Genomic DNA, 25,025 nt, shown 5'->3' with positions numbered 1-25,025 from the left:
TTGTTTGAACTCCTTGACGGCGTCTGTTGGCGAATGGATTTTTGACCAAAGACGCGGACGGTTCAAGCACTTCGGGTGCACACATACGCAGAATCCAGGACATTCCCTTCGCCAGTACTAACTGGATCAGGTTCAACGGGTGTTCTCTCAGCCGCCCTGCGGCACCCCGTGTCACTGCTCCCATTAGTAGCACACGCACGGCTTAGCTGTAGAACATTACTTCATGAATCCCGCGCGTATCAGCACTCGGTTCTTGGGCAACCCGGGGTTGAGCGCCATCTGGAACCGTGATTTCCCGGCTCCATTCGGCAGCGGGATTTGCGCAACGCAAGGAAACCCATGCCACCACTTCGCTGCTTTCCCGACAAGATACAGATAAATCGGCCTTGAGGTCGGAAACCGAGTTGACCAATGCATATCGAGGAACAGAAACTCGATAGCCAGCAGGTCTCGACATGATCGCTAGAACTGGTTCACACCGATCTCACACTAAAACACGGCATGGACGCAGCTAAATGGTCCACCCCGCTTCATATAGTTTCCTAAGGGCCTGTCCCCCCTTGCCAACTGTCGCTTTCCTAGGAGTCGTACTTCCGCATGCAGCTGCTGCGCCGCGCAATCTCATTTGCACTCATCGCTTCATCCCTTGCCCTCACTGGATGCTCAACTCTTGATTCCATCGAGCAGTATCGAGTTCCCGACGCGCAGGCTGACACTACCCACAACAGCGCGGAGCAACGCGCCAGCTATGCTGACTCGCTTGAGTTGCTCGCGGATATCGACGTCAAGGGCCGTGCCCCCAAGACTGGCTATGAACGGGAAAAGTTCAGCAAGGGTTGGAAGGATCCGGACCGCAACGGTTGCGATGCCCGCAACGACATCCTGGCTCGCGACTTGGAACACGTGAAATACAAATCTGCGTCGAAGCCTTGCGTAGTGCTCAGCGGAACTTTCCACGACCCGTATACCAACACCACCATCAATTTTGTTCGGGGCCAGAAAACCAGCACCGCAGTTCAGATCGACCACGTTGTCGCGCTGTCGGATGCCTGGCAAAAGGGCGCCCAGCGCTGGGACCAGGAAGCTCGTTTCGAATTCGCCAATGACCCGCTAAACCTCATGGCCTCGGACGGGCCGACGAACGCGGCTAAAGGCGACAAGGATGCCGCAACATGGCTTCCTCCCAACAAGAGTTTCCGCTGCGAATACGTCTCACGCCAGACTCAGGTCAAAGCGAAATATGGGGCTTGGATGACCAAGGGCGAACACGATGCCATCGAACGCATCCTGAAGGCTTGCGTGTAGTTAGCCTAAAGTCGCAGTGAAAGATCCTCCTTAAGGGCTATCGTCAAATCGATGGATTTGTGACAGTATGGATATTACTCAAGCCAATAGCCATTATGTGTGGTGATTGTTGGCAAAATTTTCTGCTGCAAAGGTCAATGATGAAGACACGGTTGTCGGGAGCGCTCTTGCTGCTTGCCAGCGTGTGCCTTTTTGGTTTTGCCCTGAACGCCGCGCATCGAGACACAGCCATGGCTTGCTGGATCCTGTCCACAGTCTTCTTCATCGCGGCTGCCATGCTCATGCTCGGTGCCATCGTAGGAGCTTCCTCGGTCACAGCAACCAAATCACGCCACAACCGACGGCTCTAGCCGCATCAAGTTTTTTCGAAGCAACGTATCAACCACAGGCTGGTGCGTTGCTTCGACTATTTAACCGCTAGTTCTCATGGCCCTGCACAGCAATTTAACTCGCAGGCATCGACAGGTTCACCTAGATGCGATAGACATAAGTCTTGTCACACCCGTCACTTTTAGGAGTACCCATGTCTGCATTCGCGCAGATGAGAAAACTCAGTTTCGCCTCCTTGGCCACCCTCTCGCTCATGGCCACAGGAACAGCCATGGCGCAGGCAATGCCCACCGAGGAATCAATCAGCACTGCTTCCCCAGCAGCTGATCCTGTAACCCTGGATCTAGTTGGCATTAATGACTTCCACGGCCGCATCGCTGCCGATCGGGACTCTGCCGGCGCTGCAGTGCTCGCCGGAGCTGTGGACCAGCTGCGCGCCGAGAATGAAAACACGTTGTTCGTATCGGCCGGCGACAATATCGGGGCTTCGACCTTTGCTTCCGCGTCCCAGGAGGATGCTCCAACCATTGATGCGCTGGGTGCAGCCGGGCTGGATGTTTCCGTCGTGGGCAATCACGAGTTCGACAAGGGCTTTGAAGACCTGGCCACGCGAGTCACCGAGCGCTTTGCTGCAGCCACCGGCCAGTCCGGCGAGGATTTTGCACTGGGCGCCAACGTTTACCAAGCCGGCACCAAAACCCCAGCACTCAAAGAATATGCAATTCGTGAAGCCGGTGGACTCTCCGTAGGATTCATTGGCACCGTCACCGAGGATGTTCCATCGCTGGTCTCCCCTAGCGGAATCTCCGGTTTGGACTTTGGCAGTGAAGTCGAGGCGGCTAATCGCGTAGCCAAGCAGCTCAGCGACGGTGACGAGGCGAACGGAGAAGCGGACGTTATCGTGTTGCTGACCCACAACGGCTCGGCCAATACCGACTGTGCTGCCGTCGCTGGTGAAGCCACGTCCTACGGGGACTTGATCCGCGAGGCCAGTGGCGAGATCGACGCTATTTTCTCGGGTCACACCCACTCTTCCTACAACTGCGACATTGCCGGTCCTGACGGCGAGCGTCCAGTCATCCAATCGCACCAGTACGGCACCACGCTAGGCAAAGTCAGCCTCGACGTTGACCCAGCCACCGGTGAGGTCCTGCAGTCTTCCAGCACCCGCTTGCCACTCGCTAGCAAATCTGCAGACGGCGACTGGACCGCTAACTACGAAGCGAATCCAGCCGTTGCAAAGATCGTTGCCGAAGCCGAAAAAGAAGCTGAAGTTGTTGGCAGCGTAAAAGTCGGTGAAATCTCGGAAGATATCCTGCGCGGCGGTGACGTGCCAGGTGAAGACCGCGGTGTTGAATCCGCCTTGGGCAACACCGTAGCCGACGTACACCTGTGGGCTACTTCTAATGACGATTTTGCCGGTGAGCCAGCACAGATTGCCTTCATGAACCCCGGAGGCCTGCGCTCGGACCTGCTCTATGGCGAAGACGGCACGGTGACCTATCAAGAGGCGGCAGAAGTTCAGCCTTTTGCCAATACCCTGATCACCTTCAATCTGACAGGCGCGCAAATCCGTGAGGCACTGGAACAGCAATGGCAGCCTGAAGGCTCGGAGCGCAACAAGCTGCACCTCGGCATTTCAGAGGGACTGGCATACACCTACATCGAGGATGCACCTGCGGGCGAGCACATCCAAAAGATCACCTTCAACGGTGAACCATTGGACGAGTCGGCAACCTTTCGCGTTGCTGCCAACGCGTTCCTGGCTACCGGTGGCGATAACTTCACCGCCTTCGCTGAAGGCACCGACCACGCCGATTCGGGCCAGGTTGATCTGGACGCGACCGTGAACTTCTTCAAGGCCCATGACGTGGTATCCCCATCTCCGCTGGGCCGAGCAGTGCTCGCCGGCACTGATTGGGCCACCGTTGTCCTGGATGCCACCGAAGTGAAGGCTGGCGAAACCGTGAACGTCACGGTATCGGACTTGGAAGAAGGAGCCCAGATTTCGGCTTCCGCATTTGAGGGTGCCACCAAGGTCGCTGATATTCCGGCAGCTGATGCTTCGGGAACCACTGCGTTCCAGCTCCCAGTTGGCAGCTCCGTGGAGCCAGGCGACTACCAGCTAGTGGTCTCGCAGGTGCAGCACGAAGATATCGCCGTGGACTTCGCCGTCGTTGCCCAGGCCCAGGAGCCAACTCCTTCGCCAAGCGATGACCCGCAACCTACTCCTTCGCCAACCGAAGACGATAACTCTGAAACTGAATCGCCAGCACCGACCACTGATTCGGATCCGAGCGCTGAGCCAACTTCGGATTCCGAAGAAGATTCCTCGGATGACTCGAAGCAGCAGGATAGCCAAGACCTGGCCGACACCGGATTCAGCGCCAGCTGGGTCGGCATTGCCGCAGGCATCGTTGTCCTCGTGGGCATCGTCTTGCTGTTGATTCGCCGCTTCGGCAACAAGGCCGGACGCTAAACCGACGGTACGAAATAAGGGAAGGAACCGCGAGAATGATCTCGCGGTTCCTTCCCTTATTTGCCGTAAAAACTAGTCGATCACTAGCTCGCCCATGGAGTCCCAACCTTCGCCCTCGACCTTGCGCGAGACGATCTTTGGGGTGGAAATCAGCAGCGGGCGCATGGATTCAATGCCTGCTGCGAAGTGTGCGGAGTTAACGTGGGCAGAAGCTGCCTCGTCGTCGCGGAAGGCCTCGACAAGAACGAACTCGTTGGGGTCTTCCACGCTCACGGACCAGTCGAACCAGAGGTTACCTTCTTCGGCGCGGGTGGCCTGGGTGAACTCTGCAACGTGGTCCATGAAATTCTCGGTGTTTTCTGGCTTTACCTGATATTTAACAACGATGAAGTACATGGTTCTAGTCTAGGACCGATTGGCTGATGGTGTCTTGCAATCGAATGTATTCCTTATCCCGTCGTGGCATGCCGTCAACCACAAGATCGTAGGAATCCTCAATCAGTTCCTGCAGCAATTCCGGATCAAGACCAGCGCGGATGGAATTCCAATGCTTTTTATTCATGTGATAGCCCGGAGTGATTTCCGGGTGCTCACTGCGCTGCTGATCGGCCAGAGCCGGCTCGCATTTCAGGTTAAGCACCAGCTCCCCGCGCACGTTCATCAATAGGCCGAACATCTTTGCCTTGCTTTTGTCCTTGCCCGAAACCTTGAAGACGGTGCTCTCGGGCCCGAAGGGATAGTCGGCGAAGGAGCATGGCATGCCCAGGCACAACTGCGCCCACTGTTGTTCCAGTGCTTCTTGGCTATTTTCGTTTTTCATTCCCGCCTCCGCTACCGAAAAGGGTACTCAATTTTCGGACAGGTATTCATCACTACGTCCAGCCCGGCGTCCTTGGCCCGTTGCGCTGCCTCGTGATCGATGACGCCCAGTTGCATCCAGACGGCTTTGGCCCCAATGCTAATGGCCTGATCAATAATGCTGCCTACCTTCGACGAGTTCACAAAGCAATCAACCACGTCAATGGGACAGGGAATATCGGCAAGTCGCGCATACCCCTGCTCCCCCATCACGTTCTGGGCATCCAGCGAAACCGGGACGATCTGCATGGATAATTCGTCCCGCAGGAAACGGGCAATGGATGGAGCCACCCGGGATGGATTGTTGGTCAGGCCAACGACCGCCCATCGGGCTGGGGTGCCCAGAAGCCGGCGGATTACCTGCGGATCATTGACGTGGCTGTTCTCCATGCTCGACACCTTACTCGGTATGGCGACGAGATGGTCCCTTCGGCTAAAGCGGGCAGGGCGATGGAGGCCATTGGCTTCCACCGCCCTGCCGAACCGCATCTTTAGCTCTGCAGCTGCACCGCAGCCTCGGTATTGGCTGCGCTCAATTCCGAAAAAGCGCCGCGGAACTTGGCGGCAGGATGATTTCCAGGCAGGTAGTCACCGCGGCCAAAGACCTTTTGGCGCAGGCTTCCCTGGTCGTATGCGCTCTGTGCCAGGCCACGGCGGCGCAATTCAGGAATGACCCCTTCAATGAAATTGTCGTAGGAGCCTGGCAGTACATGGTTCATGATGTTCAGCCCATCAATTCCCGCGTCCTGCCAACGTTCAAGTTCATCCACGATGCTTTCCGGGGTGCCAACAATTTGCTGGGCCTTCGCACGGTAGTGGGCCAAATCCTTCAAGGTCGGGTTGCCTCCAGGCACCGAGGCCTTGGCCGCTTCGAGCACACCTTGGGCGCCCTCGGTTTGGATTTGTCCCAAGGGCGTATCCAGGTCCAAACCGCCAAGATCCACTCCCAAGCCACCGCCGATGTGGGCAACGATTGCCTCCAGGTCTAGGTACTCGTCGTATTCGGCTTCCAGCGCCTTGGCCTCGGCTTCGGTGGATCCCACGACAAAGGACAGCCCGGCGAAGACCTTGATATCTTCGCGGCTGCGGCCAGCGGCAGCGAGATTTTCGATCAGCTGCGCATTCTTCTTGGCCACATACTGTGCATGCGGGGCGAAGAGGAAGGTTGCCTCGGCATGCGTCGCAGCGAACTGGGAACCGCGGGCTGATGATCCAGCCTGGAAGAGGAATGGGGTGCGCTGGGCACTGGGCAATGCCAGATGCGGTCCGTCGATCGAGTAGAAGTCGCCACGGTGGTTGATCTTGTTGACCTTGCTCGGATCAGCGTAAAGGCCGGATTCCTTATCGGCCAGCAGCGCATCGTCTTCCCACGAGCCCTCCCACAGCTTGTAGGCGGCTTCAACGTACTCTTCGGCCCAACCGTAGCGGTCATCGTGAGCCACCAGGTCTTGGCCGCCGAAATTGCGGTGGGCATTTTCCAGAACGCTGGTCACGATATTCCACGCAACCCGTCCCTGCGACAGATGGTCCAGGGTGGAAATCTGGCGTGCGAACTGGAAGGGGTGGCTTTGGATAACCGAGCTGGTCATCGCCAAGCCGATGTCCTTCGTCCCAGCTGCCAGTGCGGACAGCAGCACCAGCGGGTCGTGGCTAGGAACTTGCAGCCCCTTGCGCACATGGGAGGCCCATCCACCTTCGTGGTCCCCATAGAGGCCCACCACATCAGCGAAGAACAGCGCATCAAATTTTGCGTCCTCCAGCTTTTTCGCCAGATCCACCCACAAGCCCAGCTCATTAAAGCGGTGTTGCTGCGCTTCGGGGTGGCGCCACATTCCACCAAGAATATGGCTCGAAGTGTTCATCAGGAATGCTGAGAGCAGCAAGCGCGGACGTTCTTGGAAAGTTGCCATGATTATTTGCCTGCCTTAGCTTCGCCGATGGAGTTCAATCCGGTCGGCACCGTGCCATTGATGAAGTAGTCGCCCACCGAGCGTGCCTTGAAGGCCACCGGATTGTGGGTAGCTACGGTACGTGCATTGCGCCAGAAACGATCCAGCGACTTGGAAGTCGACACTGCTGATGCCCCGGTGACGTCAAAGAGCTCGCTGGTGGCATCCAGGATCAGCTTGGGCGTTGCCACGTGGGCCTGCTGCACGGCCAGCTCTGCACGCAGGTAGGCTGCTTCCGGGTCAAGCCCCAGCTGCTGGTCAACGGCTGCGTCCAGTTCCCGGGCAGCCATGGTGACAATGGATTCTGCGGCAAATACGTTGGCCGCCAGGCGTCCCACGAGTTCCTGGATCTGCGGATCATCCTTGAACAGCGAACCGGAGCCGGTATTAAAGGTACGGGTTCTGGTGGCCACGATGCTGGCAGCTTCATTTCGGGCAGCCTTGCCGATGCCTACCAGTACCGAAAGCAGGCACAGCTGGAAGAAGGCCGGTTCCAGGGTGGACGCCACCTTGCGCTGGATAATGTTCTCCGGCGCGACAAGAACTTCAGAGAAAATGGCGGTACCGGTGCCGGTCAGCGGCTGGCCAAAGCCATCCCAGTCATCAAGTATTTCAACGCCTTCGGCATTCCGGTCAACGACGGCATACTGGCGGCCTTCGACCCCTTCGGTCGTTGCCATGACCACAATCCAGTCGGCAAAAATCGACCCTGTGGTGTAGTACTTTTCGCCATGCAGAACCCAGCCGACGGTCTTCTTCACCAGTTTGGTATTCGTGGTGCCCAAAGCATTGCCACCGCGCTCGGTGGCGGCATTGCCGAAGATCTGCCCCTCAAGCACCTTGGGGAACCAGCGGTCCTGGAATTCTGCTGGCTGCAGGGAGATGGTTTCAACGAAGGAGAAGTGGCTGCGCAGCAGGTGCGCCACGTTGGAGTCCGCTGCAGCCAGCTCGATCAGCAAGCGGAACAGGTGCTCATGGCTAATCGGTGATCCGCCATGGCTCTCTGGCACGCGCAGCGTGGTAAATCCGGCCTCTTTGAGCCACTGCACCTGCTCAAAGGGCAGGATGCGCCTTTGTTCCCGCTCGCGGCTGCCTTCGGCGATTCGGGCGAAGACCGCGCTGAAGCGGTCGAGAAGCTCCTGATATCTGCTCTCGGCAGCTGCCGTGGCGACAATCGTCATTGGTTCTCCCTGCAGGACGTCGATAATTTGAGTACTAGGTCGGAAAAGTGGCGGCCCCGCGACACGGAAAAGCGGCGTCGCGGGGCCTATGGCCTACTTGTTCCAGGTCGCGAAGTCTGCTTCCAGATCGCGATCCCATGGGGTGCCCAGCGCACCGTCAAGATAGCTCGCATACCATTCGCGCACCTCGTCGGAATGGTAGGCCTCTTCCAGGGCCTTGCCCTTTTCGGTGTCCATGAAGCCTGGCTTCGCGGCGATGATGTTGATATATGGCAGCGCCTCTTCTTCCTTTTCAAAGAGCAGCGCATCCTTCGGGGTGAGCCCGATTTCCGCACCGAGGCGGGCGAAGAGGAATCCTGCATCCACGTCGGGAAGCGTCTTGGACAGCGACTGCTGATCCACCTCGACAAATTTGAAGTTCTTGGGGTTCTCCAGGATGTCGTTCTGCGACAGGTGGATCACGCTCTTGCCTTCGGTGACCTTCAAGAGCCCGGCCCGATCCAGCAGCGCCAACGCGCGGCCGTTGTTGGCGGTATCCACAGGAAGGGCAATGGTCGCACCGTTAGGCAGGTCCTTGATGTCGTCGTACTTCTTCGAGTACACGCCTGCCGGCGAGCTGTACATGTAGAAGGCCGGCTCCACGTCGACGTTCTGGTCCTTCTTGAACTGTTCAAGGTAGGCACCGTGCTGGAAGAAGTTGGCATCGTATTCGCCGTTGGACACCACGTGGTTTGGCTGCACGATGTCGGTGACATAGGTGGCTTCCAGGGTCCAGCCCTTTTCAGCCAGCAGCTTCTGGGCGATTTTGGTTGGTTCCTGGGATGGAGCCGATTCGGTGACGATGACCTTGATGGTCTTATCCCCCGAGCTGGCCTCTGGGCCGCCTACCAGGCCGCAAGAAGTCAGTGCGAGAATTGCGGCGGAGCCGGCGGTGAAGGTCAAAAAGGTGCGGCGGGATAAAGCCATGGTGTTGTCCTTTGATGAATTGCGAGTTGAGTGGTTCAGTGTTTAGCGCTTGTCAGCGGCGCGCGATAGCCGGGTTCCGAAGAATTGAACTGCGTGGACCAGCAGGATCATCAAGACGATGGCCAGCAGCATGACTCCGGTTTCATAGCGGTAGTAGCCGTAGCGGATGGCGAAGTCGCCGATGCCGCCGCCGCCAACGAGACCGGCCATGGCCGAGTACGAGATGAAGCTGACCGTCATGATGGTGATGGAAGACAGCAGCGCCGGCTTGGCTTCGACCAGCAGCACTTCACGGATGATCTGTCCGCGCGTGGCTCCCATGGCCTGCGCGGCTTCGACCACTCCGTTGCCCAGCTGGCTGATGTTCTGCTCCACAAAACGGGCGAAATACGGGATCGCGTTGATGGTCAGCGGCACGATAACCGCGGCGGTGCCAATAGTCGTTCCCACAACAAATCGGGTGAACGGAATAATGGCGATCAGCAAGATCAGGAATGGGAAGGAGCGGATCGTATTCACCAGCCCGTCAACAATCTTGTGCACTCGCGGACGCGGGCGCAAGCCGTTGGGAGACATCGAATAGAGCCAGATGCCCAGCGGGGTTCCCAAGAGAATGGCGATCGGGATCGAAACCAGCAGCATCGCAAAGGTCTGTGCCATGGCCACCCAGATTTCCGGGGCCAGTTCCACAATGCGGTCAAGGCTGAATGCTGCTGCGCTGCCGTTGCTCGTGGCTAGCACTACTGAAGTGAAGTTCATTGGTAATCCAGGTTCTCTATACGCGGGTTACGTTGGCGGCAAGGTCTTGGGCCTGCTTGGGCTGGCGGTTCAGCGTGATTTCATCGCTGATCAGGTAGCGGCCGATAGGCGTCTTTGGTTCAAAGCCTGGTTCTTGTAGCGAGCTCAGGGCGAACTCTTCCACGACCGCGGCGTCTTCCATCACCGAGACCTTGTCGGCGATGGCCTTAATGACATTCATTTCGTGGGTGACGATAACGGTGGTGATGCCAAGGCTGGCGTTAATGTCGCTGAGGTACTGGAGCACCGAGGTAGTGGTTCGCGGATCCACCGCGCTGGTAGGTTCATCGCACAACAAGACCTTGGGCTCGGTGACCAGCGCGCGGGCGATGGAGATGCGCTGCTTCTGCCCGCCCGAGAGCTGTCCAGGATAGGCGGACGCCTTGTCGGCGAGGTCCACGATGGATAGTGCTTCCAGGGCACGTTCGCGGCGTTGTTTCTTGGGCACACCGGCGAACTTCAGGTTCAGTTCAACGTTCTGTTGCGCGGTGCGATTGTTCAGCAGGTTGAAGTGCTGGAAGATCATCCCGATCTCATGGCGCTGCTTGCGCAACTCGCCTTCGCTCAGCCCGGTCAGTTCTACGCCGTCAACAAAGACCTGGCCCGAGGTCGGGCGCTGGAGCAAATTGATATTGCGCAACAGCGTGGATTTGCCGGCACCGGAAAAACCGATAATACCGTGAATGCTTCCGGCTTGAATATCCAGCGTGACATCCTTGACGGCCGTGAACTGGTCGCGGCCTTTGCCGAAGGTTGTTGTTACGTTCTCAAGACGAATCATCATCGCTCCCTTGATGCTTGGTTATGCGGAGCGTACTTCGCAAGAAACCATCTGCTGGGGACAGATTTTTCCGTCGCGAAGTGAAAGTACTCCATCGGTCCTGGCTGTAGCACCGCTCCCATACGGGTGGTTGCTGCGACGTCGTTGAGCCAGATCTCTCAGTCGCTCTGGATGGTGTGTGTTCGGTTGTACCGCCCGAACAATTCAAGTCTGTCCTCCATGGATGCAAGCCGGCAAACGTTACGTCAATCAGCGTCATGAAGTCGCAGTTCGGACGGACCGGGAAAGGAATCACGCAATAATCCGCGTAGCAATACGAAATATTTCGTCACTTGCTCCCTTTAAGACGAAAAGGCTTGAAGAACTTGCACCTCTGGCCATCGATGCGCCAGCGATCATGGTGCGGGAATTCTGTGCTGGGCGCCGTGGTTGTACTGGAGTGCAAACCTACGAGAGGACTTCATGAAGATCGCAATTACCGGTGCCACCGGACAACTTGGACGACTGGTCATCGATGCATTGCTGCGGCGCGGAGCCGACCCCGCCCAGCTGGTTGCCATCGGCCGTTCGGAAGAGAAGCTGGAACCCCTGGCCGGCAAAGGTCTTCAGACGCGCGTCGCCGATTACAACGTGGAGGCCAGCCTGGTCGCCGCGCTGGAGGGCGTCGACAAGCTGTTGCTGGTTTCGAGCAGCGAAGTGGGCCAGCGGGCAACCCAGCATGAAAATGTCATCACCGCTGCGCAACGCGTCAACGTCAAGCTCATCGCCTACACCTCCATCGCCAATGCCCTCACCGGCAACATGAAACTGGCGCAGGAGCATATCGCCACCGAACACCTGCTGGCTGGTTCCGGCATCGGCTACGTCCTCTTGCGCAACGGCTGGTACACGGAAAATTACACCGATCAGCTCCTGGGCTACCTGAACAGCAAAGTCGTGCTCGGCGCCGCGGCCGACGGCAAGATCAGCGCCGCCACGCGCGCGGACTATGCCGAGGCGGCTGCTGCGGTATTGCTCTCGGAAGCCGGGGAAGCCGGGAAGATCTACGAACTGGGCGGGGACAAGCCTTTCACCCTCAGCCAGCTCGCCGGGGCTGTCGGCGCTGCCGCGGGACAAGATGTCGCCTACCAGGATATGGACCCTGAAAAGCTGGTTGAGATCTACACCGAATCAGGTGTTCCCGCGGTGTTCGCTGACATTCTGGTGGATACGGACCTGCGCATTCGCGAAGGCGCCCTGGAAGTGCATTCCGGGGACTTGGCACGGCTCATTGGCCGCGCGCCTACCTCCCTTGGCAAGGCGATCAAGGACGCCCTGGCCCGCTAAGGCAGGCTGGTATTTTCACCGTTGGAGGCAATCAGCCAGGGCGATTCATGGGCCGCTGGTTGCCTCCGGGTTTTAACGGCATAGCGCAAAATAATCCTTCGACCAGCGCGGAAATAGAGCATGCAATACAAAATGGCGCGTGTCACAACGCTGGCGAATCCAGTCCTTCCCGTAAATTGACGCATACTTCATCCCCACCTTTTCAGGAGATCAGAGTATGCAACGATCAAGTTTGCGCGCCCTGGCTGGCGCCGCGATTCTCTCCCTGGGCCTTGGCGCATTCAGCGCGATCCCGGCGAGCGCCGATCCACGGCACACCGAAAAGAATCCCACGGCCACCGGCACCGGTGGCGCGGTCTCTTCGGTAGATCCGGAAGCATCAGCGGCAGGCATCGAGGTACTGCGCAAGGGAGGCAACGCGGTAGACGCCGCGGTCGCCACAGCGGCGGCGCTGGGCGTGACCGAACCATACAGCGCGGGTGTCGGCGGTGGCGGCTATTTCCTGTATTACGACGCGGCTTCCGGCAAGGTCAGCACCATCGATGGGCGTGAAACTGCCCCAGCTGCTACCCCTCAGGACGCATTTATTGATCCGGCGACCGGCGAGCCCTACAACTTCACTCCGGAACTGGTCACCAGCGGTGTTGCCGTGGGCGTTCCGGGGACCGTAGCCACCTGGCAGCGAGCCCTGGACAATTGGGGCTCGCAAAGCCTGAAGCAGGTGCTGCGTCCGGCGACGCAGGTGGCTTCCCGCGGTTTTGTTGTTGATGAGACCTTCCGGGAACAAACCTTGGACAACAAGGAACGCTTCGAAGCCTTCGGCTCCACCAGCGAGCTTTTCCTCCCCGGTGGCGATGCGCCACAGGTGGGGAGCATCTTCAAGAACCCCGAGCTGGCCGATACCTATCGCCTGCTGGCCAAGGAAGGCCCAAAGGCGTTCTACCACGGTGATCTGGCCTCCGAAATCTCCCAGACGGTCCAGGCCCCGCCCAAGGTCGAGGACACCAAGCTGCCGGTCCCTGCCGGTTTTGTCAGCACCGAGGACCTCGCCAACTATGAGGTGGCCGAGCAGAAGCCAACCGCGGTGGACTATCGCGGGCTGGACATCTTCGGCATGGCGCCCTCCTCCAGCGGTGGCACCACCATTGGCGAATCGCTGAATATCCTGGGCAACTACGACCTGTCCTCCATGGAACCCGCCGACGCCTTGCACCACTACTTCGAGGCCACCGCGCTGGCCTATGCGGATCGCGGCAAATACGTGGGTGACCCCGCCTTTGTGGATGTGCCGACCGAGACCTTGACCAGCGAGCTCTTCGGCGCCGACCGGGCCTGCGCGATCAACCCCGATCATGCGGCCGCCAAGCCGGTGGCCCCGGGCGACATCGAGAATTTTGATGGCCAATGCCCGGCAGCTGCCGCTGAGCCGGCCGTTGAGCATGACACCGAGAACATCTCCACCACCCACCTGTCGGTGGTGGATCGCTGGGGCAACGTCGTGTCCTACACGCTGACCATCGAGCAGACCGGAGGGTCGGGCATGGTGGTGCCGGGGCGTGGCTTCCTGCTGAACAATGAGCTCACGGACTTCTCCACGGTCTATGACCCGGAAGATCCAAACCGCCTTGAGCCGGGCAAGCGCCCGCGCTCCTCGATGGCGCCAACCATCGTGCTGCGTGACGGCGAGCCGGTGATGGCCATCGGTTCCCCCGGTGGTTCAACCATCATCACCACGGTGCTGCAGACGCTGCTCAACCGCTACGACCTGGGCATGGATATCAGCGAAGCCATCGCCGCCCCGCGGGCCTCGCAGCGCAATACCGCTGCGGTGACTGCAGAACCGGAATTCATCGACCAGTACGGTTCGGCCATGGAGGCCTTCGGGCATAAGCTCACCCCGGCCGGGGACTCCTTCACCCCGCAGGCAGAGATCGGCGCGGTGGAAGCGGTGCAGATCAATGAGGATGGAACTCTGACTGCGGCAGCCGAGCCGGTGCGCCGTGGCGGAGGATCTGCCATGGTGGTGAATCCCGCCCAGTAGGCTCCTGGAAACAGCATCGGCTCCGTCCACCCTTCTAAGGTGGAGGGAGCCGATGCCATTTTGAGGCCAGGGCCTCGGGCAGGATGCCTAGCCCTTAGCTGGCAGGCGATTGGAGATCTTGTACTGCGCGGCGCGATGGGTCTCCTTCACCCGGTCCCCTTCGCCAAAGAGCTTGTTGCGCAACGAGCCCTGGGCGTATTCGGTCTTGTAGGCGCCGCGAGCCTGCAGCTCGGGAACCACGTATTCGACAACGTCCTCGAAGGTTGCCGGGGTGACCGCGTAGGCCAGGTTGAAACCGTCAACGTCGGTATAGTCCACCCAGTCGATGAGCTTCTCGGCCACCTCGGCGCCCGAGCCGACGGTGATCGGGCCGAAGCCGCCCACGCCCACCCATTCGGCCAACTGGCGGATGGTCCACGGGTTGCCGTCGTCGCCGCTGGCCTTCTGGAAGGTTTCCACGGTGGACTGGATGGCGTTGGACTTCAGGTTGGCGCCCAATGGCTCATCCGGGTTCAGCTCCGACAGGTCAATGCCCATCCAGCCGGAGATCAGGACCTGCGCACCTTCAACGTCCGCATAGGACTTGTAATCCTCGTACTTGGCCTGGGCCTTCTCGGACGTCTCATCGGTGATGATGGTCTGCATCGCGAAGATCTTCACATCGTAGCGGTCGCGGCCGGCGGCCTCTGCGGCATCGCGGATCTTGGCGACGGTGGCCTTGAGGATTTCACGGGTCGGGCTGGTGACAAATACTGCTTCAGCGTTTTCCGAGGCGAACTTGATGCCGCGCGACGAGGCGCCGGCCTGGTAGATCACCGGGGTGCGCTGGATGGAAGGCTCGGTGATGGCGATTCCGGGCACCTTGAAGAATTTTCCTTCGTGCTCGATGCTGTGCACCTTGGCCGGGTCCGTATAGATCCCGGTTTCCTTGTTGTTCTGCACGGCGTCGTCTTCCCACGAGCCTTCGAGCAGCTTGTAGACGACCTCGAGGTATTCATCGGCGTGATTGTACCGCTCGTCGTGCTCCATCTGGTCTTCCTGGCCCATGTTGCGGGCGGCCGATGGCAGGTACCCGGTCACGACATTCCAGCCCACGCGGCCGTTGGTCAGGTGGTCCAGGGTGGCCAGGCGGCGGGCGAAAGCGTAGGGGTGCTCGTAGGCGGTGCCCGCGGTGACGCCGAAGCCGAGGTTCTCGGTGACCGCTGCCATGGCGGAGACCAGCATCATCGGGTCATTAACCGGGGCCTGGGCGCCGGAGCGCAACGGGGACTCATTGGTGCCGTTGAAAACATCGTAGGTGCCCAGGACATCGGCGATGAACAGGCCGTCGAACTTGCCCTTTTCCAGTACCTTGGCCAGGTGGGTCCAGTAGCCGATGGTGTTGTAGGTCGAGGCCTTGTCATCCGGGTGGCGCCACAGGCCTGGCGACTGGTGCACCACGCAGTTCATGTCGAATGCGTTGAAGAGAATTTCGCGCTGCTGGCTCATTGATGTTCCCCTTGCCGTGGTTGGGTAGTGGTGAAGATTTGTGGTTCGCGCTCAGGCGCCGTGGGCTCGATGGTTGCTGTCTTCGCCGGTGACCGAGAGTCGTTGCGGCTGGACCGCATTGATCTCGTAATCCCCCACAATGCGGGCCTTGTAAATGGCCGGGTTGTGGGTGGCGATGGTCCGGGCGTTGCGCCAGTGCCGGTCCAGGTTGCAGATGACGCTGGTCGAGGATGCGCCCAGGCCGTCAAAGAGCTTGCTGGTGGCACCGATGACGAGTGGCTGGACGATGGTTTGCGCCCGGTTGGCTGCCAGTTCGCAGACCGCATAGCGTTCCTCGTCGTTGAGCCCCGGATCCACCAGTGCGGCTTCGACTTCAAGGACGGCGCCGATCACGACCGAGTCCGCGGCGAAGGATTCTGCGGACACCTCGCCGACCAGTTGCAACACCTGTGGTTCGCGGTGCACCGGAACGCCGGTGCCGGTGGTGAAGATGCGGGTGCGGTTCTGCACCGAAATGCGCAGGTCATTCAGGGCCGCCCGGGCGATACCTGCCTGCACGGCCATGAGCACCAGCTGGAAGATCGCCGCTTCGGAGTCGTTGCTCTGCTGCGGCATGAACGTGTCCACCGGGACCTGGTGGAACTCTGTGGTTCCGGTGCCGGTGAGCCCCTGGCCAAAGCCATCCCAGTCATCAAGGATCTTGACGCCGCTGTGCTGGGTGGAGACTACCGCGATCTGGCGCCCGGGCAGTTCCGGGTGGGCCACGGCCACGGTGGTCCAGTCGGCAAAAATGGTGCCGGTGCAGTAGTACTTTTCACCGTCCACCAGCCAGCGGCCATCAACCTGGCTCACCTTGGTGTTCAGCGTACCCAGGGCATTGCCACCGCGTTCGGTGTAGGCGTTGCCGACAATTTGCCCGGCGGCGATGCGGGCGGTCCACTTGCTGCGCAGCTTTTGGTCGTCGAGGACCAGCACGTTTTCCACGAACGCGATATGCGCGCGCCACAGCTGGCCGACATGCGAGTCGGCTTCGGACAGCTCGATGAGCAAGCGGAACACGTCGACCAGGCGCGCGCCGTATCCGCCCTCGGCAACCGGGATGCGCAGTGCGCCGAAACGTTCGCGGTTGAGCAGGCCTACTTGCTCGAAGGGCAGAACGCGGTTGCGGTCGCGGTCCTTGGCGGTGCTGGCGATTTGCGCGAAGACCGGACGGAAGATTTCAGCCAGCCGGTCGTATTGCTCATCCGCGCCGGGGCCGGGGGTGACCTTGAGCAGTTGCCGCGTGGGCAGCTGCTCTTCGAAGTCGTCTAGTCCCATGGCGCTAGCCTGCGAAGGATCGCTGAGATGGTTGAAGTCCAAACCGGAGGTGTTTGGCAACTCGCCAAATGACATTAAAAGTCCTCAATTCTTTCCATCGGTCCTGGCGGTAGCACCGTCTCCCTTTTCGGGTGGTTGCTGCGGCGTCGTCGAGCCAGATCTCTCAGCCGCTCTGGATGGGTCGTCATTCATTTGTAGCCGTAATAAACCGATGCATCCAAGCCACGAAGTCACATTTCGACCTTGGGCGGTTCCGAGATGACCGGCAGGTTGAACAGCTAATGGCGCATCATGCCGAAGATGAATTGCCCATATTCGCCCATTATCGATCAAACCGGCATTCAATGAAATAAATAACGAAATATCCCGCGCATGTGGCACAGTTATCGAAGATTTTTCATGTTACGCAAGATTTGCATTCAATTCCTTCGAAACCCTGTAATAGACGTGTAACCATCCCGAGCGGCCGAGAGATCTGGCTCAGTGACACCGCAGCAACCACCTATGGAGGACACCTTCCATAGGCCGGTGCTACCGCCAGGACCGATGGAGATGATCATGGCACTGTGCTTTGCGCAGCCTCAAATGCAGTACCCGGGCCTCGCATCCATGGCGCTGGGCGCCGGCCTCGCCAATTTCTCGCGCAGATTCGCCACCACGGCACAGAGCCGCACCGCGCTTTCAGGCTCGCAGCCGCAACGGGCTATGGGCAAAGACAGGCAATTCGCCTCGGCCAAGAACCTCCAGGGCACAAGCAACAGCTGGCCTTCCTCGGAATACTTGCCGTTGCCCTGCTCGCTGCCTCCGAACGCCGCGCCATAAAAGCCCCGGGCCCGAGGGCACTAGCGATCAAGTACCAAACCAGCCACCGAATAGACACTCCAAGGAATACTCTGTAATGACCATCGAATCGGCACCAACCTCTGCATTTGCCTCAGAGGAAGCACGCCAAGCATTCTGGGACGACGCGGCACGCCTCCTTGATTGGGACACCAGCTGGCATACCACCAGCCAGATCCTCCCAGCTGACCCGGAAGCCAAGCGCGGACCGCAGATCTCCTGGTATCTGGGTGGCAAGCTCAATGCCGCGGTGAACTGCGCCGACCGGCATGTGGCCGCCGGCCGCGGAGACAAGGTCGCACTGTATTTCGAGGGCGAACCCGGCGACCGGGTGGCCGTCACCTACAAGAACCTGCAAGAACGCATCAGCCAGGCCGCCCACGCTTTGGAATCCTTGGGCGTGGCCAAAGGCGACCGCGTGGTCATCTACCTTCCGGTCCTCATCGAAACCGTCGTCATCACGCTGGCCTGCGCCCGCATCGGCGCCGTCCACTCGCTGGTCTTCGGCGGATTCTCTGCCGAAGCGTTGAAGTTCCGCGTGGAAGACACGAAGGCCAAGGTGCTGGTGACCACCGATGGCCAATTCCGCCGCGGCACCTCGGTGCCTGTCAAGGACAATGCCGACGAAGCGGTCTCCGGCGAGAATGAAATCGAAAAAGTGCTGGTCATTCGACGCACCGGCGATCAGATCCCGTGGACCGAAGGCCGCGACGTCTGGTGGCACGATGTTGTCGACACCCAGCCCACCGAACATGAAGCGCAGTTCTTCGACTCCGAAACTCCGCTGTTCATCATGTACACCTCCGGAACCACCGGACAGCCCAAGGGCCTGGTGCACACCACCGGTGGCTACCTGACCCAGGCTGCCGCCAGCTACAACATGCTCTTCGCCAACCCGGATGCCTCCCAGCGCGAGAATGACGTGCACTGGTGCACCGCGGACCTGGCATGGATCACGGCCCACACCTATGAGATCTATGGACCGCTATCCAACGGCGTCACCCAGGTGATTTATGAAGGCGTGCCCAACGCGCCGCATCCCGGACGCCACTTCGAAGTCGTCGAACGCTACAAGGTCACCAGCTACTACACGGCCCCGACCTTGGTCCGCTCGTTGATGGGCTGGTTCCCCGAGGGCATTCCCAAATCCTACGACCTGTCCTCCATCAACGTCGGCGGCACCGTTGGCGAAGCCGTTAACCCGGAGGCCTGGCGGTGGCTGCGCGAACAGCTTGGCCGTGATACCCCGGCAGGCATTCCGATGGTGGATACCTGGTGGCAGTCCGAGTCCGGGGCGACGGTCCTCTCCCCTTTGCCGACCGACGACTACTTCAAGCCAGGTTGCGCCGCCCGTGCCCTGCCGGGCGTTTCCGTGGATATCGTTGATGCCCAGGGACAGCGAGTTGAGCCCAATACCCAGGGCAATATTGTCATCACCCGCACCGGCCCGTCCATGGCGCGCACGGTATGGGGCAACCCTGAACGCTACTACACCAGCTACTGGGAGAAGTACGTCCAGCAAGGCTGGTTCCTCGCCGGCGATGGGGCACGTTTTGACGAGGATGGAGATATTTTCATCCTGGGCCGCACCGATGACGTGATCAATATTTCCGGGCACCGGTTATCGACCATTGAAATCGAGTCTGCGCTGGTCACCAACTCCGGTGTCGTCGAGGCCGGCGTCTGCCCCACCCCGGATGCAAAAACCGGACATGCGGCCACCGCCTTCGTGGTGCCCCTGGACAAGTCGCTGATTGGCGAAAACCCTGATGAGCAGCTCGCCGCGCGCCAGGCACAATTCATAGCTGAGCTTCGTTCCACGGTAGCCACCCAGATAGGCCCGATTGCCAAGCCGCGCGATGTGCTGCTGGTACCGGATGTTCCCAAAACCCGTTCGGGCAAGATCATGCGCCGCCTGCTCACACAGCTATTTGAAGGAACCACGCTGGGTGACACCACCAGCCTGCAGAATGAACCGTGCATTCCCGAGATCAATGCAATCTGCCGGGCACGCCGCTAAAGCGCAACTGAAGAAAATCCGCTTTAAATAGTCGAAGCCACGTCCCGCGGGACGTGGCTTCGACTATTTGATGCTAGGAATCCTTGGATTCGGAAGAATCCGTGGACGGTTCCACAACAGCCTCGGTAACTATCACCGGAGCTGAATCCACCACACCATCTTCCGGCTTCCCGGCCGGCTTGATGATGGGAATCTCGGTGGTCATCAGGCTGAACTGGCTGCCTTCGTGCCGGTCCACGCCCTGGGTCACCGATTGCTCAAGCACGGTGCGGGCCACCTTGCCGCGCAAGATCAGCGGATCGCGGCTCAGGTCCTTCCATAGTGCGACGCACAACAGCAGCATCACGATCACGAACGGCAAGGCCGAGACAATCGTGATGTTCTTCAAGCCGTTGAGCGCCTCGGCCGGATGATCGCCACCCGCCAACAGCATGACTGCGGCAACAGCACCGGTGGCGACACCCCAGAAGACCACGGACTTCTTGGTCGGCTCCTCGGCCCCGCGCTCGCTCAAGGCACCCATCACGATGGAAGCCGAGTCGGCGCCGGTGACGAAGAAGATCGCGATCAGCAAGACCGTGACGATCATCAGCACCGTGGCAATCCAGCCGGAGAGCGGAAGCGCATTAAGCAGATCGAAGAGGATCAGGTCGAAGTTGATGTCCGGAGCCCCATCCACCACCTTGGCCAGCGCCTCGCCGGTGTTGCCTGCACGCTCCGCGCGTTCCTGCAAGCCAATGGCGCCACCGCCGAAGATGGAGAACCACAGCAGGGTGACAGCCGATGGAACCAGCAGCACGCCGGTGACAAACTGGCGGATGGTGCGGCCACGCGAAATGCGAGCGATGAACAGGCCCACGAATGGGCTCCATGAGATCCACCAAGCCCAGTAGAAGACAGTCCAGGAGGACAGCCAGCTGGACATGGTGCCGTCGCCGGAGGCCGCGGTACGCGAAGCCATCTCTGGAAGGTCGCCAATGAATGCGCCCACGGCGTTCGGGACGACGTTGAGGATGAATAGCGTTGGGCCGCCGATGAAGACGATCAGCGCCAGGATCACTGCCAAGACCATGTTGATGTTCGACAGCCACTGGATGCCGCGCTCGATGCCGGAGACAGCCGAAGCGACAAACAATGCGGTAAGGATCGCGATGATCACTACCAGGACGCCGGAGCCAACCTTTTCAAGGATGCCAGCGGACTGGATGCCGCCACCAATCTGCAGTGCGCCCAGTCCCAGTGAACAGGCGGAGCCGAATAGGGTAGCGATAATGGCGAGGATATTAATGGTGCGGCCGCCCCAGCCGTGCACAATGCGCTCTCCGAAGACGGAGGAGAACATTGCCGAGAACAGCTGCGGGCGCCCCAGGCGGAAACTGCCGTAGGCCATGCCCAAGCCGACGATGGCATACATCGCCCACGGGAACAGCGTCCAGTGGAAGAGCGTGGTGCCCATGGCGGTGCTCAGGGCAGCGTCGGTAGACCCTTCAACGGTGCCTGGCGGCGGTGACATGTAGAAGAACAGCGGTTCTCCCACGCCGTAGAACACCAAGCCGATGCCCATGCCGGTAGCAAACATCATGGAGATCCATGAAACTGTACTGAATTGCGGTTTTTCGTCGTCCTTGCCCAGCGGGATGCGCCCGAAGTTCTTCGCAGCGACCACGATGACAAATATTGCGAATACCGAGGCTGCAATGATAAACAGCCAACCAGTGTTGGTGATGACCCAGTTAAGGGCCACGTCTGCGGCTTTACCCAAGCCCTCGGGGGTTACGAAACCCCAAATGATAAATGCCAGCGCCAAGGCGCCAGCGATTCCGAATACCCAATAGTCGGTTCCTGAAACCGAATATTTCTTTGGTCGTCGTTGTCGAGCTGTATGCAGCTCGCCGACGAGGTCTTCAAATGATTGATCCGTCTGCTTCATTGCGTTCTTCCTTCACTGGTAAGGCTCGGCGAACGAAGTCCTGCCGGCGCCCGGCGAGTTATCGCTTCGAGGGGACGCGATTGCCCTGCAGTGTGCTTGATTGCGAATTGCTTATCGGTGTCGATTCACTGAATCCAAATCTAGCGTCAGAGGGTGCTGATTGATACAACTGACCCTGCATATTGCCACGGGAATATTACCGGTGACCCGACGCTATTTCTTCTCGAATTGTCACAATAAATCCTAAATAGGCCTTTTTAAGCATGGTCGACCCACACCCATTGGTCAAACCAGAGCGCCTGATTCTCGCGGTTTTTTGCCTCAAGCACCCCGTTCATGGCGTACTGCTCATAGTCTGTTCACAGCTATGTGAGCTTGCTCGCGTGTGCATAATTCCTGCCCGAAGCCGCCCAGAATTCCAGGTCGTGCGCAGCAAAATCCGTGGCCTGATACCTTGGCGAATTCTGCCGAGGGCGGGCTACTCGTTCGGTTTTTGCGGTAACTTCGGCTCCTACGCCAAACACATAAGACATATTCCGAAATAAGAATATTTACTAACCAGCACTGAACACCAGAAGTTAATCAGGGAACATCGCGTAGCAACCTGAAATACACCTCTACTTATCTTGACTCATTCAAGATAAGCGGTCATGCTGAAGATATGACATCTCTGGACGGGATCGAGCAAGTGCTCAAGGCTGCCTCTATGCGAGTCACGCAACCACGCGTTGCGGTACTCGCTGCGGTTGCCGCGCACCCTCACGCGGACACCGAAACAATTATTTCGGCGGTCCACAGTGAGCATCCCACGGTGTCACACCAGGCGGTCTACGATTCGCTCAAGCTGTTCACCAGTTTGGGCGTCATCCGCCAGATACAGCCTCAAGGGCATATCGCACGCTACGAAACCCGCGTCGGCGACAACCATCATCACGTGGTGTGCCGCCAGTGCGGAACCCTAGCTGACGTCGACTGCGCTGTCGGCGGAGCCCCTTGTTTGCACGCGTCGGATGACCACGGCTTCAAGATCGATGAAGCCGAAGTCATCTATTGGGGCACCTGCCCCGAGTGCCAGGCTAAGAATCTCGGCGGGTAGCCGCACGGCCCCAAAACTTTGTCATCATTCGGGACCCCCTCGGGCGATGAACATCGAACCACAAACCCCAAAAAATCCGGAAGGAAGAGCATATGTCTGAGACAACAGCAGGTCAGTGCCCGGTTGTAGGCAACACCGGTCGAGTACACCCGACCCAGGGAAACGCCAACACCGAGTGGTGGCCAAATAAGCTGAATCTGAAGATCCTTGCAAAGAATCAGGAGGCTACCAACCCCCTGGATGCAGACTTCGATTACATCAAGGCTTTCGAAGCTCTGGATCTGGCAGCAGTCAAGGCTGATCTCGCCGAGGTCATGACCAAGTCCTACGACTGGTGGCCAGCTGACTTCGGCCACTACGGTCCCTTCCTGATTCGCATGGCTTGGCACTCTGCCGGCACCTACCGCTCGCACGACGGCCGCGGTGGCGGATCTGCAGGCCAGCAGCGCTTCGCTCCGCTGAACTCGTGGCCAGATAACGTGAACCTGGATAAGGCTCGCCGTCTGCTGTGGCCTGTGAAGAAGAAGTACGGCCAGTCCATCTCCTGGGCTGACCTCATGATCCTGGCCGGCAACGTCGCGCTGGAAGACATGGGCTTTGAGACCTTCGGCTTCGCCGGTGGCCGCAAGGACGTCTGGGAACCAGACGAAGACGTTTACTGGGGTCCTGAGAAGGTATGGCTGGAAAGCGAACGCTACACCGGCGCCCGCAACCTCGACGCACCACTGGCAGCTGTCCAGATGGGCCTGATCTACGTCAACCCAGAAGGCCCAGACGGCGTTGCCGACCCACTGGCTTCCGCAGCGGATATCCGTGAAACCTTCCGCCGCATGGGCATGGACGACGAGGAAACCGTCGCCCTGATTGCCGGTGGCCACACCTTCGGCAAGACCCACGGTGCCAGCGCCGAGTCGCACAAGAGCGGCGACCCGGAAGCTTCCCCGCTGGAAATGCAGGGTCTGGGCTGGAAGTCCGACTTCGGTACCGGCAACGGCGATGACACCATCGGCTCCGGCCTGGAAGTTACCTGGACCTACCACCCAACCCGTTGGGACAACGAGTTCTTCCACATCCTCTTCGCTTACGAGTGGGAACTGTTCCACTCCCCTGCCGGCGCCCAGCAGTGGCGTCCAAAGGACAACGGCGGAGCCGACATGGTTCCAATGGCCCACAACTCCTCGGTTCGCCGCGAGCCACGCATGCTCACCAGCGACCTGGCCCTGCGCTTCGATCCTTCCTACGAGAAGATCTCCCGCGAGTTCAAGGACAACCAGGACAAGTTTGCCGACGCCTTCGCTCGTGCGTGGTTCAAGCTGACCCACCGCGACATGGGCCCGAAGTCCCGCTACTTCGGTCCAGAGGTTCCAGCAGAAGATCTGCTGTGGCAGGATCCACTGCCAGCTGCACCAGAAACCACCCTGGGCGCTGCAGAAGTTTCGGCACTCAAGGACCTGATCAAGGAATCCGGCCTGAGCGTGCAGCAGCTGGTCTCCACCGCTTGGAAGGCAGCGGCAACCTTCCGCTCCTCAGACAAGCGCGGCGGTGCCAACGGCGGACGCATCCGCTTGGAACCACAGGTTTCCTGGAGCGTGAACCAGCCAGAGCAGCTCAAGCCAGTGATCGCGAAGCTGGAAGAGATCGTTGACAACTTCAACGCCACTTCCGCCATCAAGACCTCCTTCGCCGACGTTGTGGTTTTGGCCGGCAACGTAGGTGTTGAGCTGGCAGCATCGGCTGCTGGCCAGCAGATCGAGGTTCCTTTCACTCCGGGGCGTGTTGACGCTACCCAGGAGCAGACCGACGTCGAGCAGTTCGCATGGCTGGAGCCAGTAGCTGACGGATTCCGCAACTACGACTCGGGCTTCTTGAACCTGCCTTCCGAGTACCTGCTGCTGGACCGCGCCAACCTGCTGGGCCTGACCGCACCGGAAACCACCGTACTGGTGGGCGGGCTGCGCGTACTGGGCAACAACTGGGATGGCTCGAACACCGGCGTATTCACCGATACCCCGGGCGTGCTGACCAACGACTTCTTCGCCAACCTGCTGGAACTGGGCCTTGAATGGACCCCGGATGCAGAAGAGAAGACCTACGCAACCACTGACGGCCGCTGGGTCGGCAGCCGCGTAGACCTGGTCTTCGGCTCCAACTCCGAGCTGCGCGCACTGGCCGAGGTTTACGCTTCGGACGATGCCAAGCAGAAGTTCGTCAAGGACTTCGCTGCAGCCTGGGCGAAGCTCATGGATGCAGATCGCTTCGAACTGCGCAAGTAAGCAGCCCCAGGGCTCAAAGCTGTGGCCGCCACTTCCGAATTCATCGG

The 25,025-nt window shown here is 59.5% G+C and carries 19 protein-coding genes, 1 pseudogene and 4 riboswitches; of the genes and pseudogenes, 9 read left to right on the top strand and 11 right to left on the bottom strand.

Annotated features, from left to right (window positions below):
- Positions 1-85: 85 nt before the first annotated feature.
- Positions 86-179, bottom strand: a riboswitch (TPP riboswitch).
- 418 nt (positions 180-597) lie between these two features.
- The 3 genes from AOZ07_RS01800 (at position 598) to AOZ07_RS01790 (ending at position 4,114) form a co-directional block, all read left to right on the top strand.
- Positions 598-1,305 carry an HNH endonuclease family protein gene (locus AOZ07_RS01800; protein WP_060700440.1) on the top strand — a complete coding sequence of 236 codons (708 nt, stop codon included), beginning with the start codon at positions 598-600 and terminating at the stop codon, positions 1,303-1,305.
- A 137-nt stretch (positions 1,306-1,442) separates the two neighbouring features.
- The gene (locus tag AOZ07_RS01795) at positions 1,443-1,655 is read left to right on the top strand and encodes a hypothetical protein (RefSeq protein ID WP_146277512.1); all 213 of its coding nucleotides are present in this window, start codon (positions 1,443-1,445) and stop codon (positions 1,653-1,655) included.
- Positions 1,656-1,828: 173 nt separating this feature from the next.
- Positions 1,829-4,114 (top strand): bifunctional metallophosphatase/5'-nucleotidase, encoded by a 2,286-nt coding sequence (locus tag AOZ07_RS01790; protein ID WP_084793098.1) that lies wholly within the window; start codon positions 1,829-1,831, stop codon positions 4,112-4,114.
- A 72-nt stretch (positions 4,115-4,186) separates the two neighbouring features.
- On the opposite strand, the gene AOZ07_RS01785 is transcribed toward AOZ07_RS01790, so the two are convergent.
- The 8 genes from AOZ07_RS01785 to AOZ07_RS01750 form a co-directional block, all read right to left on the bottom strand.
- A complete protein-coding gene (locus tag AOZ07_RS01785) occupies positions 4,187-4,510 on the bottom strand; it encodes a putative quinol monooxygenase (protein WP_060700438.1) in 324 nt (107 codons plus the stop codon).
- 4 nt (positions 4,511-4,514) lie between these two features.
- On the bottom strand, positions 4,515-4,934 hold the full coding sequence (locus AOZ07_RS01780) for an MmcQ/YjbR family DNA-binding protein (protein WP_060700437.1): 420 nt from the start codon (positions 4,932-4,934) through the stop codon (positions 4,515-4,517).
- An 11-nt stretch (positions 4,935-4,945) separates the two neighbouring features.
- Positions 4,946-5,362, bottom strand: a complete 417-nt coding sequence (locus AOZ07_RS01775; RefSeq protein WP_060703260.1) for a CoA-binding protein — start codon at positions 5,360-5,362, stop codon at positions 4,946-4,948.
- Between the two features lie 101 nt (positions 5,363-5,463).
- Positions 5,464-6,882, bottom strand: a complete 1,419-nt coding sequence (locus AOZ07_RS01770) for an NtaA/DmoA family FMN-dependent monooxygenase (protein ID WP_060700436.1) — start codon at positions 6,880-6,882, stop codon at positions 5,464-5,466.
- Between the two features lie 2 nt (positions 6,883-6,884).
- Positions 6,885-8,102 (bottom strand): acyl-CoA dehydrogenase family protein, encoded by a 1,218-nt coding sequence (locus tag AOZ07_RS01765; protein ID WP_060700435.1) that lies wholly within the window; start codon positions 8,100-8,102, stop codon positions 6,885-6,887.
- Between the two features lie 93 nt (positions 8,103-8,195).
- The gene (locus AOZ07_RS01760; protein ID WP_060700434.1) at positions 8,196-9,068 is read right to left on the bottom strand and encodes a MetQ/NlpA family ABC transporter substrate-binding protein; all 873 of its coding nucleotides are present in this window, start codon (positions 9,066-9,068) and stop codon (positions 8,196-8,198) included.
- A 42-nt stretch (positions 9,069-9,110) separates the two neighbouring features.
- On the bottom strand, positions 9,111-9,827 hold the full coding sequence (locus AOZ07_RS01755; protein ID WP_060700433.1) for a methionine ABC transporter permease: 717 nt from the start codon (positions 9,825-9,827) through the stop codon (positions 9,111-9,113).
- A 16-nt stretch (positions 9,828-9,843) separates the two neighbouring features.
- Positions 9,844-10,650: a methionine ABC transporter ATP-binding protein gene (locus AOZ07_RS01750; protein WP_236995238.1), complete on the bottom strand. Its 807-nt coding sequence runs from the start codon at positions 10,648-10,650 to the stop codon at positions 9,844-9,846.
- Positions 10,651-10,735: 85 nt separating this feature from the next.
- A riboswitch (SAM riboswitch) is annotated at positions 10,736-10,825 on the bottom strand.
- A gap of 284 nt (positions 10,826-11,109) precedes the next feature.
- Here AOZ07_RS01750 and AOZ07_RS01745 point away from each other — a divergent pair.
- Positions 11,110-11,973 (top strand): SDR family oxidoreductase, encoded by an 864-nt coding sequence (locus AOZ07_RS01745; RefSeq protein WP_060700432.1) that lies wholly within the window; start codon positions 11,110-11,112, stop codon positions 11,971-11,973.
- Positions 11,974-12,190: 217 nt separating this feature from the next.
- Positions 12,191-14,014: a gamma-glutamyltransferase gene (gene ggt / locus AOZ07_RS01740; protein ID WP_060700431.1), complete on the top strand. Its 1,824-nt coding sequence runs from the start codon at positions 12,191-12,193 to the stop codon at positions 14,012-14,014.
- 87 nt (positions 14,015-14,101) lie between these two features.
- Here ggt and AOZ07_RS01735 read toward each other — a convergent pair whose 3' ends face one another.
- Entirely contained in the window at positions 14,102-15,502 is a 1,401-nt protein-coding gene (locus tag AOZ07_RS01735; protein ID WP_060700430.1) for an LLM class flavin-dependent oxidoreductase, read from the bottom strand.
- A gap of 51 nt (positions 15,503-15,553) precedes the next feature.
- Positions 15,554-16,894, bottom strand: a complete 1,341-nt coding sequence (locus AOZ07_RS01730) for an acyl-CoA dehydrogenase family protein (protein ID WP_060700429.1) — start codon at positions 16,892-16,894, stop codon at positions 15,554-15,556.
- A 16-nt stretch (positions 16,895-16,910) separates the two neighbouring features.
- Positions 16,911-17,002: riboswitch (SAM riboswitch) on the bottom strand.
- A gap of 267 nt (positions 17,003-17,269) precedes the next feature.
- Positions 17,270-17,372: riboswitch (SAM riboswitch) on the top strand.
- Positions 17,373-17,377: 5 nt separating this feature from the next.
- Here AOZ07_RS01730 and AOZ07_RS19215 point away from each other — a divergent pair.
- Positions 17,378-17,641, top strand: coding sequence for a hypothetical protein (locus tag AOZ07_RS19215; protein ID WP_194943747.1), 264 nt, complete (start codon positions 17,378-17,380; stop codon positions 17,639-17,641).
- A 52-nt stretch (positions 17,642-17,693) separates the two neighbouring features.
- A pseudogene (acs, locus tag AOZ07_RS01720) lies at positions 17,694-19,679 on the top strand (acetate--CoA ligase); the annotation flags it as partial.
- A 73-nt stretch (positions 19,680-19,752) separates the two neighbouring features.
- Here the strand turns inward: acs and AOZ07_RS01715 are convergent.
- The gene (locus AOZ07_RS01715) at positions 19,753-21,609 is read right to left on the bottom strand and encodes a BCCT family transporter (RefSeq protein WP_084793097.1); all 1,857 of its coding nucleotides are present in this window, start codon (positions 21,607-21,609) and stop codon (positions 19,753-19,755) included.
- A gap of 661 nt (positions 21,610-22,270) precedes the next feature.
- On the opposite strand from AOZ07_RS01715, the gene AOZ07_RS01710 reads away from it, so the two are divergent.
- Both AOZ07_RS01710 and katG read left to right on the top strand, forming a co-directional pair.
- Positions 22,271-22,705, top strand: a complete 435-nt coding sequence (locus AOZ07_RS01710) for a Fur family transcriptional regulator (RefSeq protein ID WP_171919352.1) — start codon at positions 22,271-22,273, stop codon at positions 22,703-22,705.
- Between the two features lie 92 nt (positions 22,706-22,797).
- A complete protein-coding gene (katG, locus tag AOZ07_RS01705; RefSeq protein WP_060700426.1) occupies positions 22,798-24,978 on the top strand; it encodes a catalase/peroxidase HPI in 2,181 nt (726 codons plus the stop codon).
- The last annotated feature ends 47 nt before the right edge of the window (positions 24,979-25,025 follow it).

Source organism: Glutamicibacter halophytocola, assembly GCF_001302565.1.
GTDB classification, from domain to species: domain Bacteria; phylum Actinomycetota; class Actinomycetes; order Actinomycetales; family Micrococcaceae; genus Glutamicibacter; species Glutamicibacter halophytocola.
Note: the sequence above shows the minus strand (reverse complement) of the source record. Positions and strands in the feature narration are given on the sequence as shown.

Excerpts from the sequence above, each read along its gene's own strand:
- AOZ07_RS01715 (WP_084793097.1), bottom strand. The coding sequence starts at position 21,609 with ATGAAGCAGACGGATCAATCATTTGAAGACCTCGTCGGCGAGCTGCAT.
- AOZ07_RS01780 (WP_060700437.1), bottom strand. The coding sequence starts at position 4,934 with ATGAAAAACGAAAATAGCCAAGAAGCACTGGAACAACAGTGGGCGCAG.
- AOZ07_RS01785 (WP_060700438.1), bottom strand. The coding sequence starts at position 4,510 with ATGTACTTCATCGTTGTTAAATATCAGGTAAAGCCAGAAAACACCGAG.
- AOZ07_RS01765 (WP_060700435.1), bottom strand. The coding sequence starts at position 8,102 with ATGACGATTGTCGCCACGGCAGCTGCCGAGAGCAGATATCAGGAGCTT.
- AOZ07_RS01735 (WP_060700430.1), bottom strand. The coding sequence starts at position 15,502 with ATGAGCCAGCAGCGCGAAATTCTCTTCAACGCATTCGACATGAACTGC.
- AOZ07_RS01755 (WP_060700433.1), bottom strand. The coding sequence starts at position 9,827 with ATGAACTTCACTTCAGTAGTGCTAGCCACGAGCAACGGCAGCGCAGCA.
- ggt (WP_060700431.1), top strand. The coding sequence starts at position 12,191 with ATGCAACGATCAAGTTTGCGCGCCCTGGCTGGCGCCGCGATTCTCTCC.
- AOZ07_RS01770 (WP_060700436.1), bottom strand. The coding sequence starts at position 6,882 with ATGGCAACTTTCCAAGAACGTCCGCGCTTGCTGCTCTCAGCATTCCTG.
- AOZ07_RS01730 (WP_060700429.1), bottom strand. The coding sequence starts at position 16,894 with ATGTCATTTGGCGAGTTGCCAAACACCTCCGGTTTGGACTTCAACCAT.
- AOZ07_RS01800 (WP_060700440.1), top strand. The coding sequence starts at position 598 with ATGCAGCTGCTGCGCCGCGCAATCTCATTTGCACTCATCGCTTCATCC.
- AOZ07_RS19215 (WP_194943747.1), top strand. The coding sequence starts at position 17,378 with ATGGCACTGTGCTTTGCGCAGCCTCAAATGCAGTACCCGGGCCTCGCA.
- AOZ07_RS01795 (WP_146277512.1), top strand. The coding sequence starts at position 1,443 with ATGATGAAGACACGGTTGTCGGGAGCGCTCTTGCTGCTTGCCAGCGTG.
- AOZ07_RS01760 (WP_060700434.1), bottom strand. The coding sequence starts at position 9,068 with ATGGCTTTATCCCGCCGCACCTTTTTGACCTTCACCGCCGGCTCCGCC.
- AOZ07_RS01750 (WP_236995238.1), bottom strand. The coding sequence starts at position 10,650 with ATGATGATTCGTCTTGAGAACGTAACAACAACCTTCGGCAAAGGCCGC.
- AOZ07_RS01710 (WP_171919352.1), top strand. The coding sequence starts at position 22,271 with ATGACATCTCTGGACGGGATCGAGCAAGTGCTCAAGGCTGCCTCTATG.
- AOZ07_RS01745 (WP_060700432.1), top strand. The coding sequence starts at position 11,110 with ATGAAGATCGCAATTACCGGTGCCACCGGACAACTTGGACGACTGGTC.
- AOZ07_RS01790 (WP_084793098.1), top strand. The coding sequence starts at position 1,829 with ATGTCTGCATTCGCGCAGATGAGAAAACTCAGTTTCGCCTCCTTGGCC.
- AOZ07_RS01775 (WP_060703260.1), bottom strand. The coding sequence starts at position 5,362 with ATGGAGAACAGCCACGTCAATGATCCGCAGGTAATCCGCCGGCTTCTG.
- katG (WP_060700426.1), top strand. The coding sequence starts at position 22,798 with ATGTCTGAGACAACAGCAGGTCAGTGCCCGGTTGTAGGCAACACCGGT.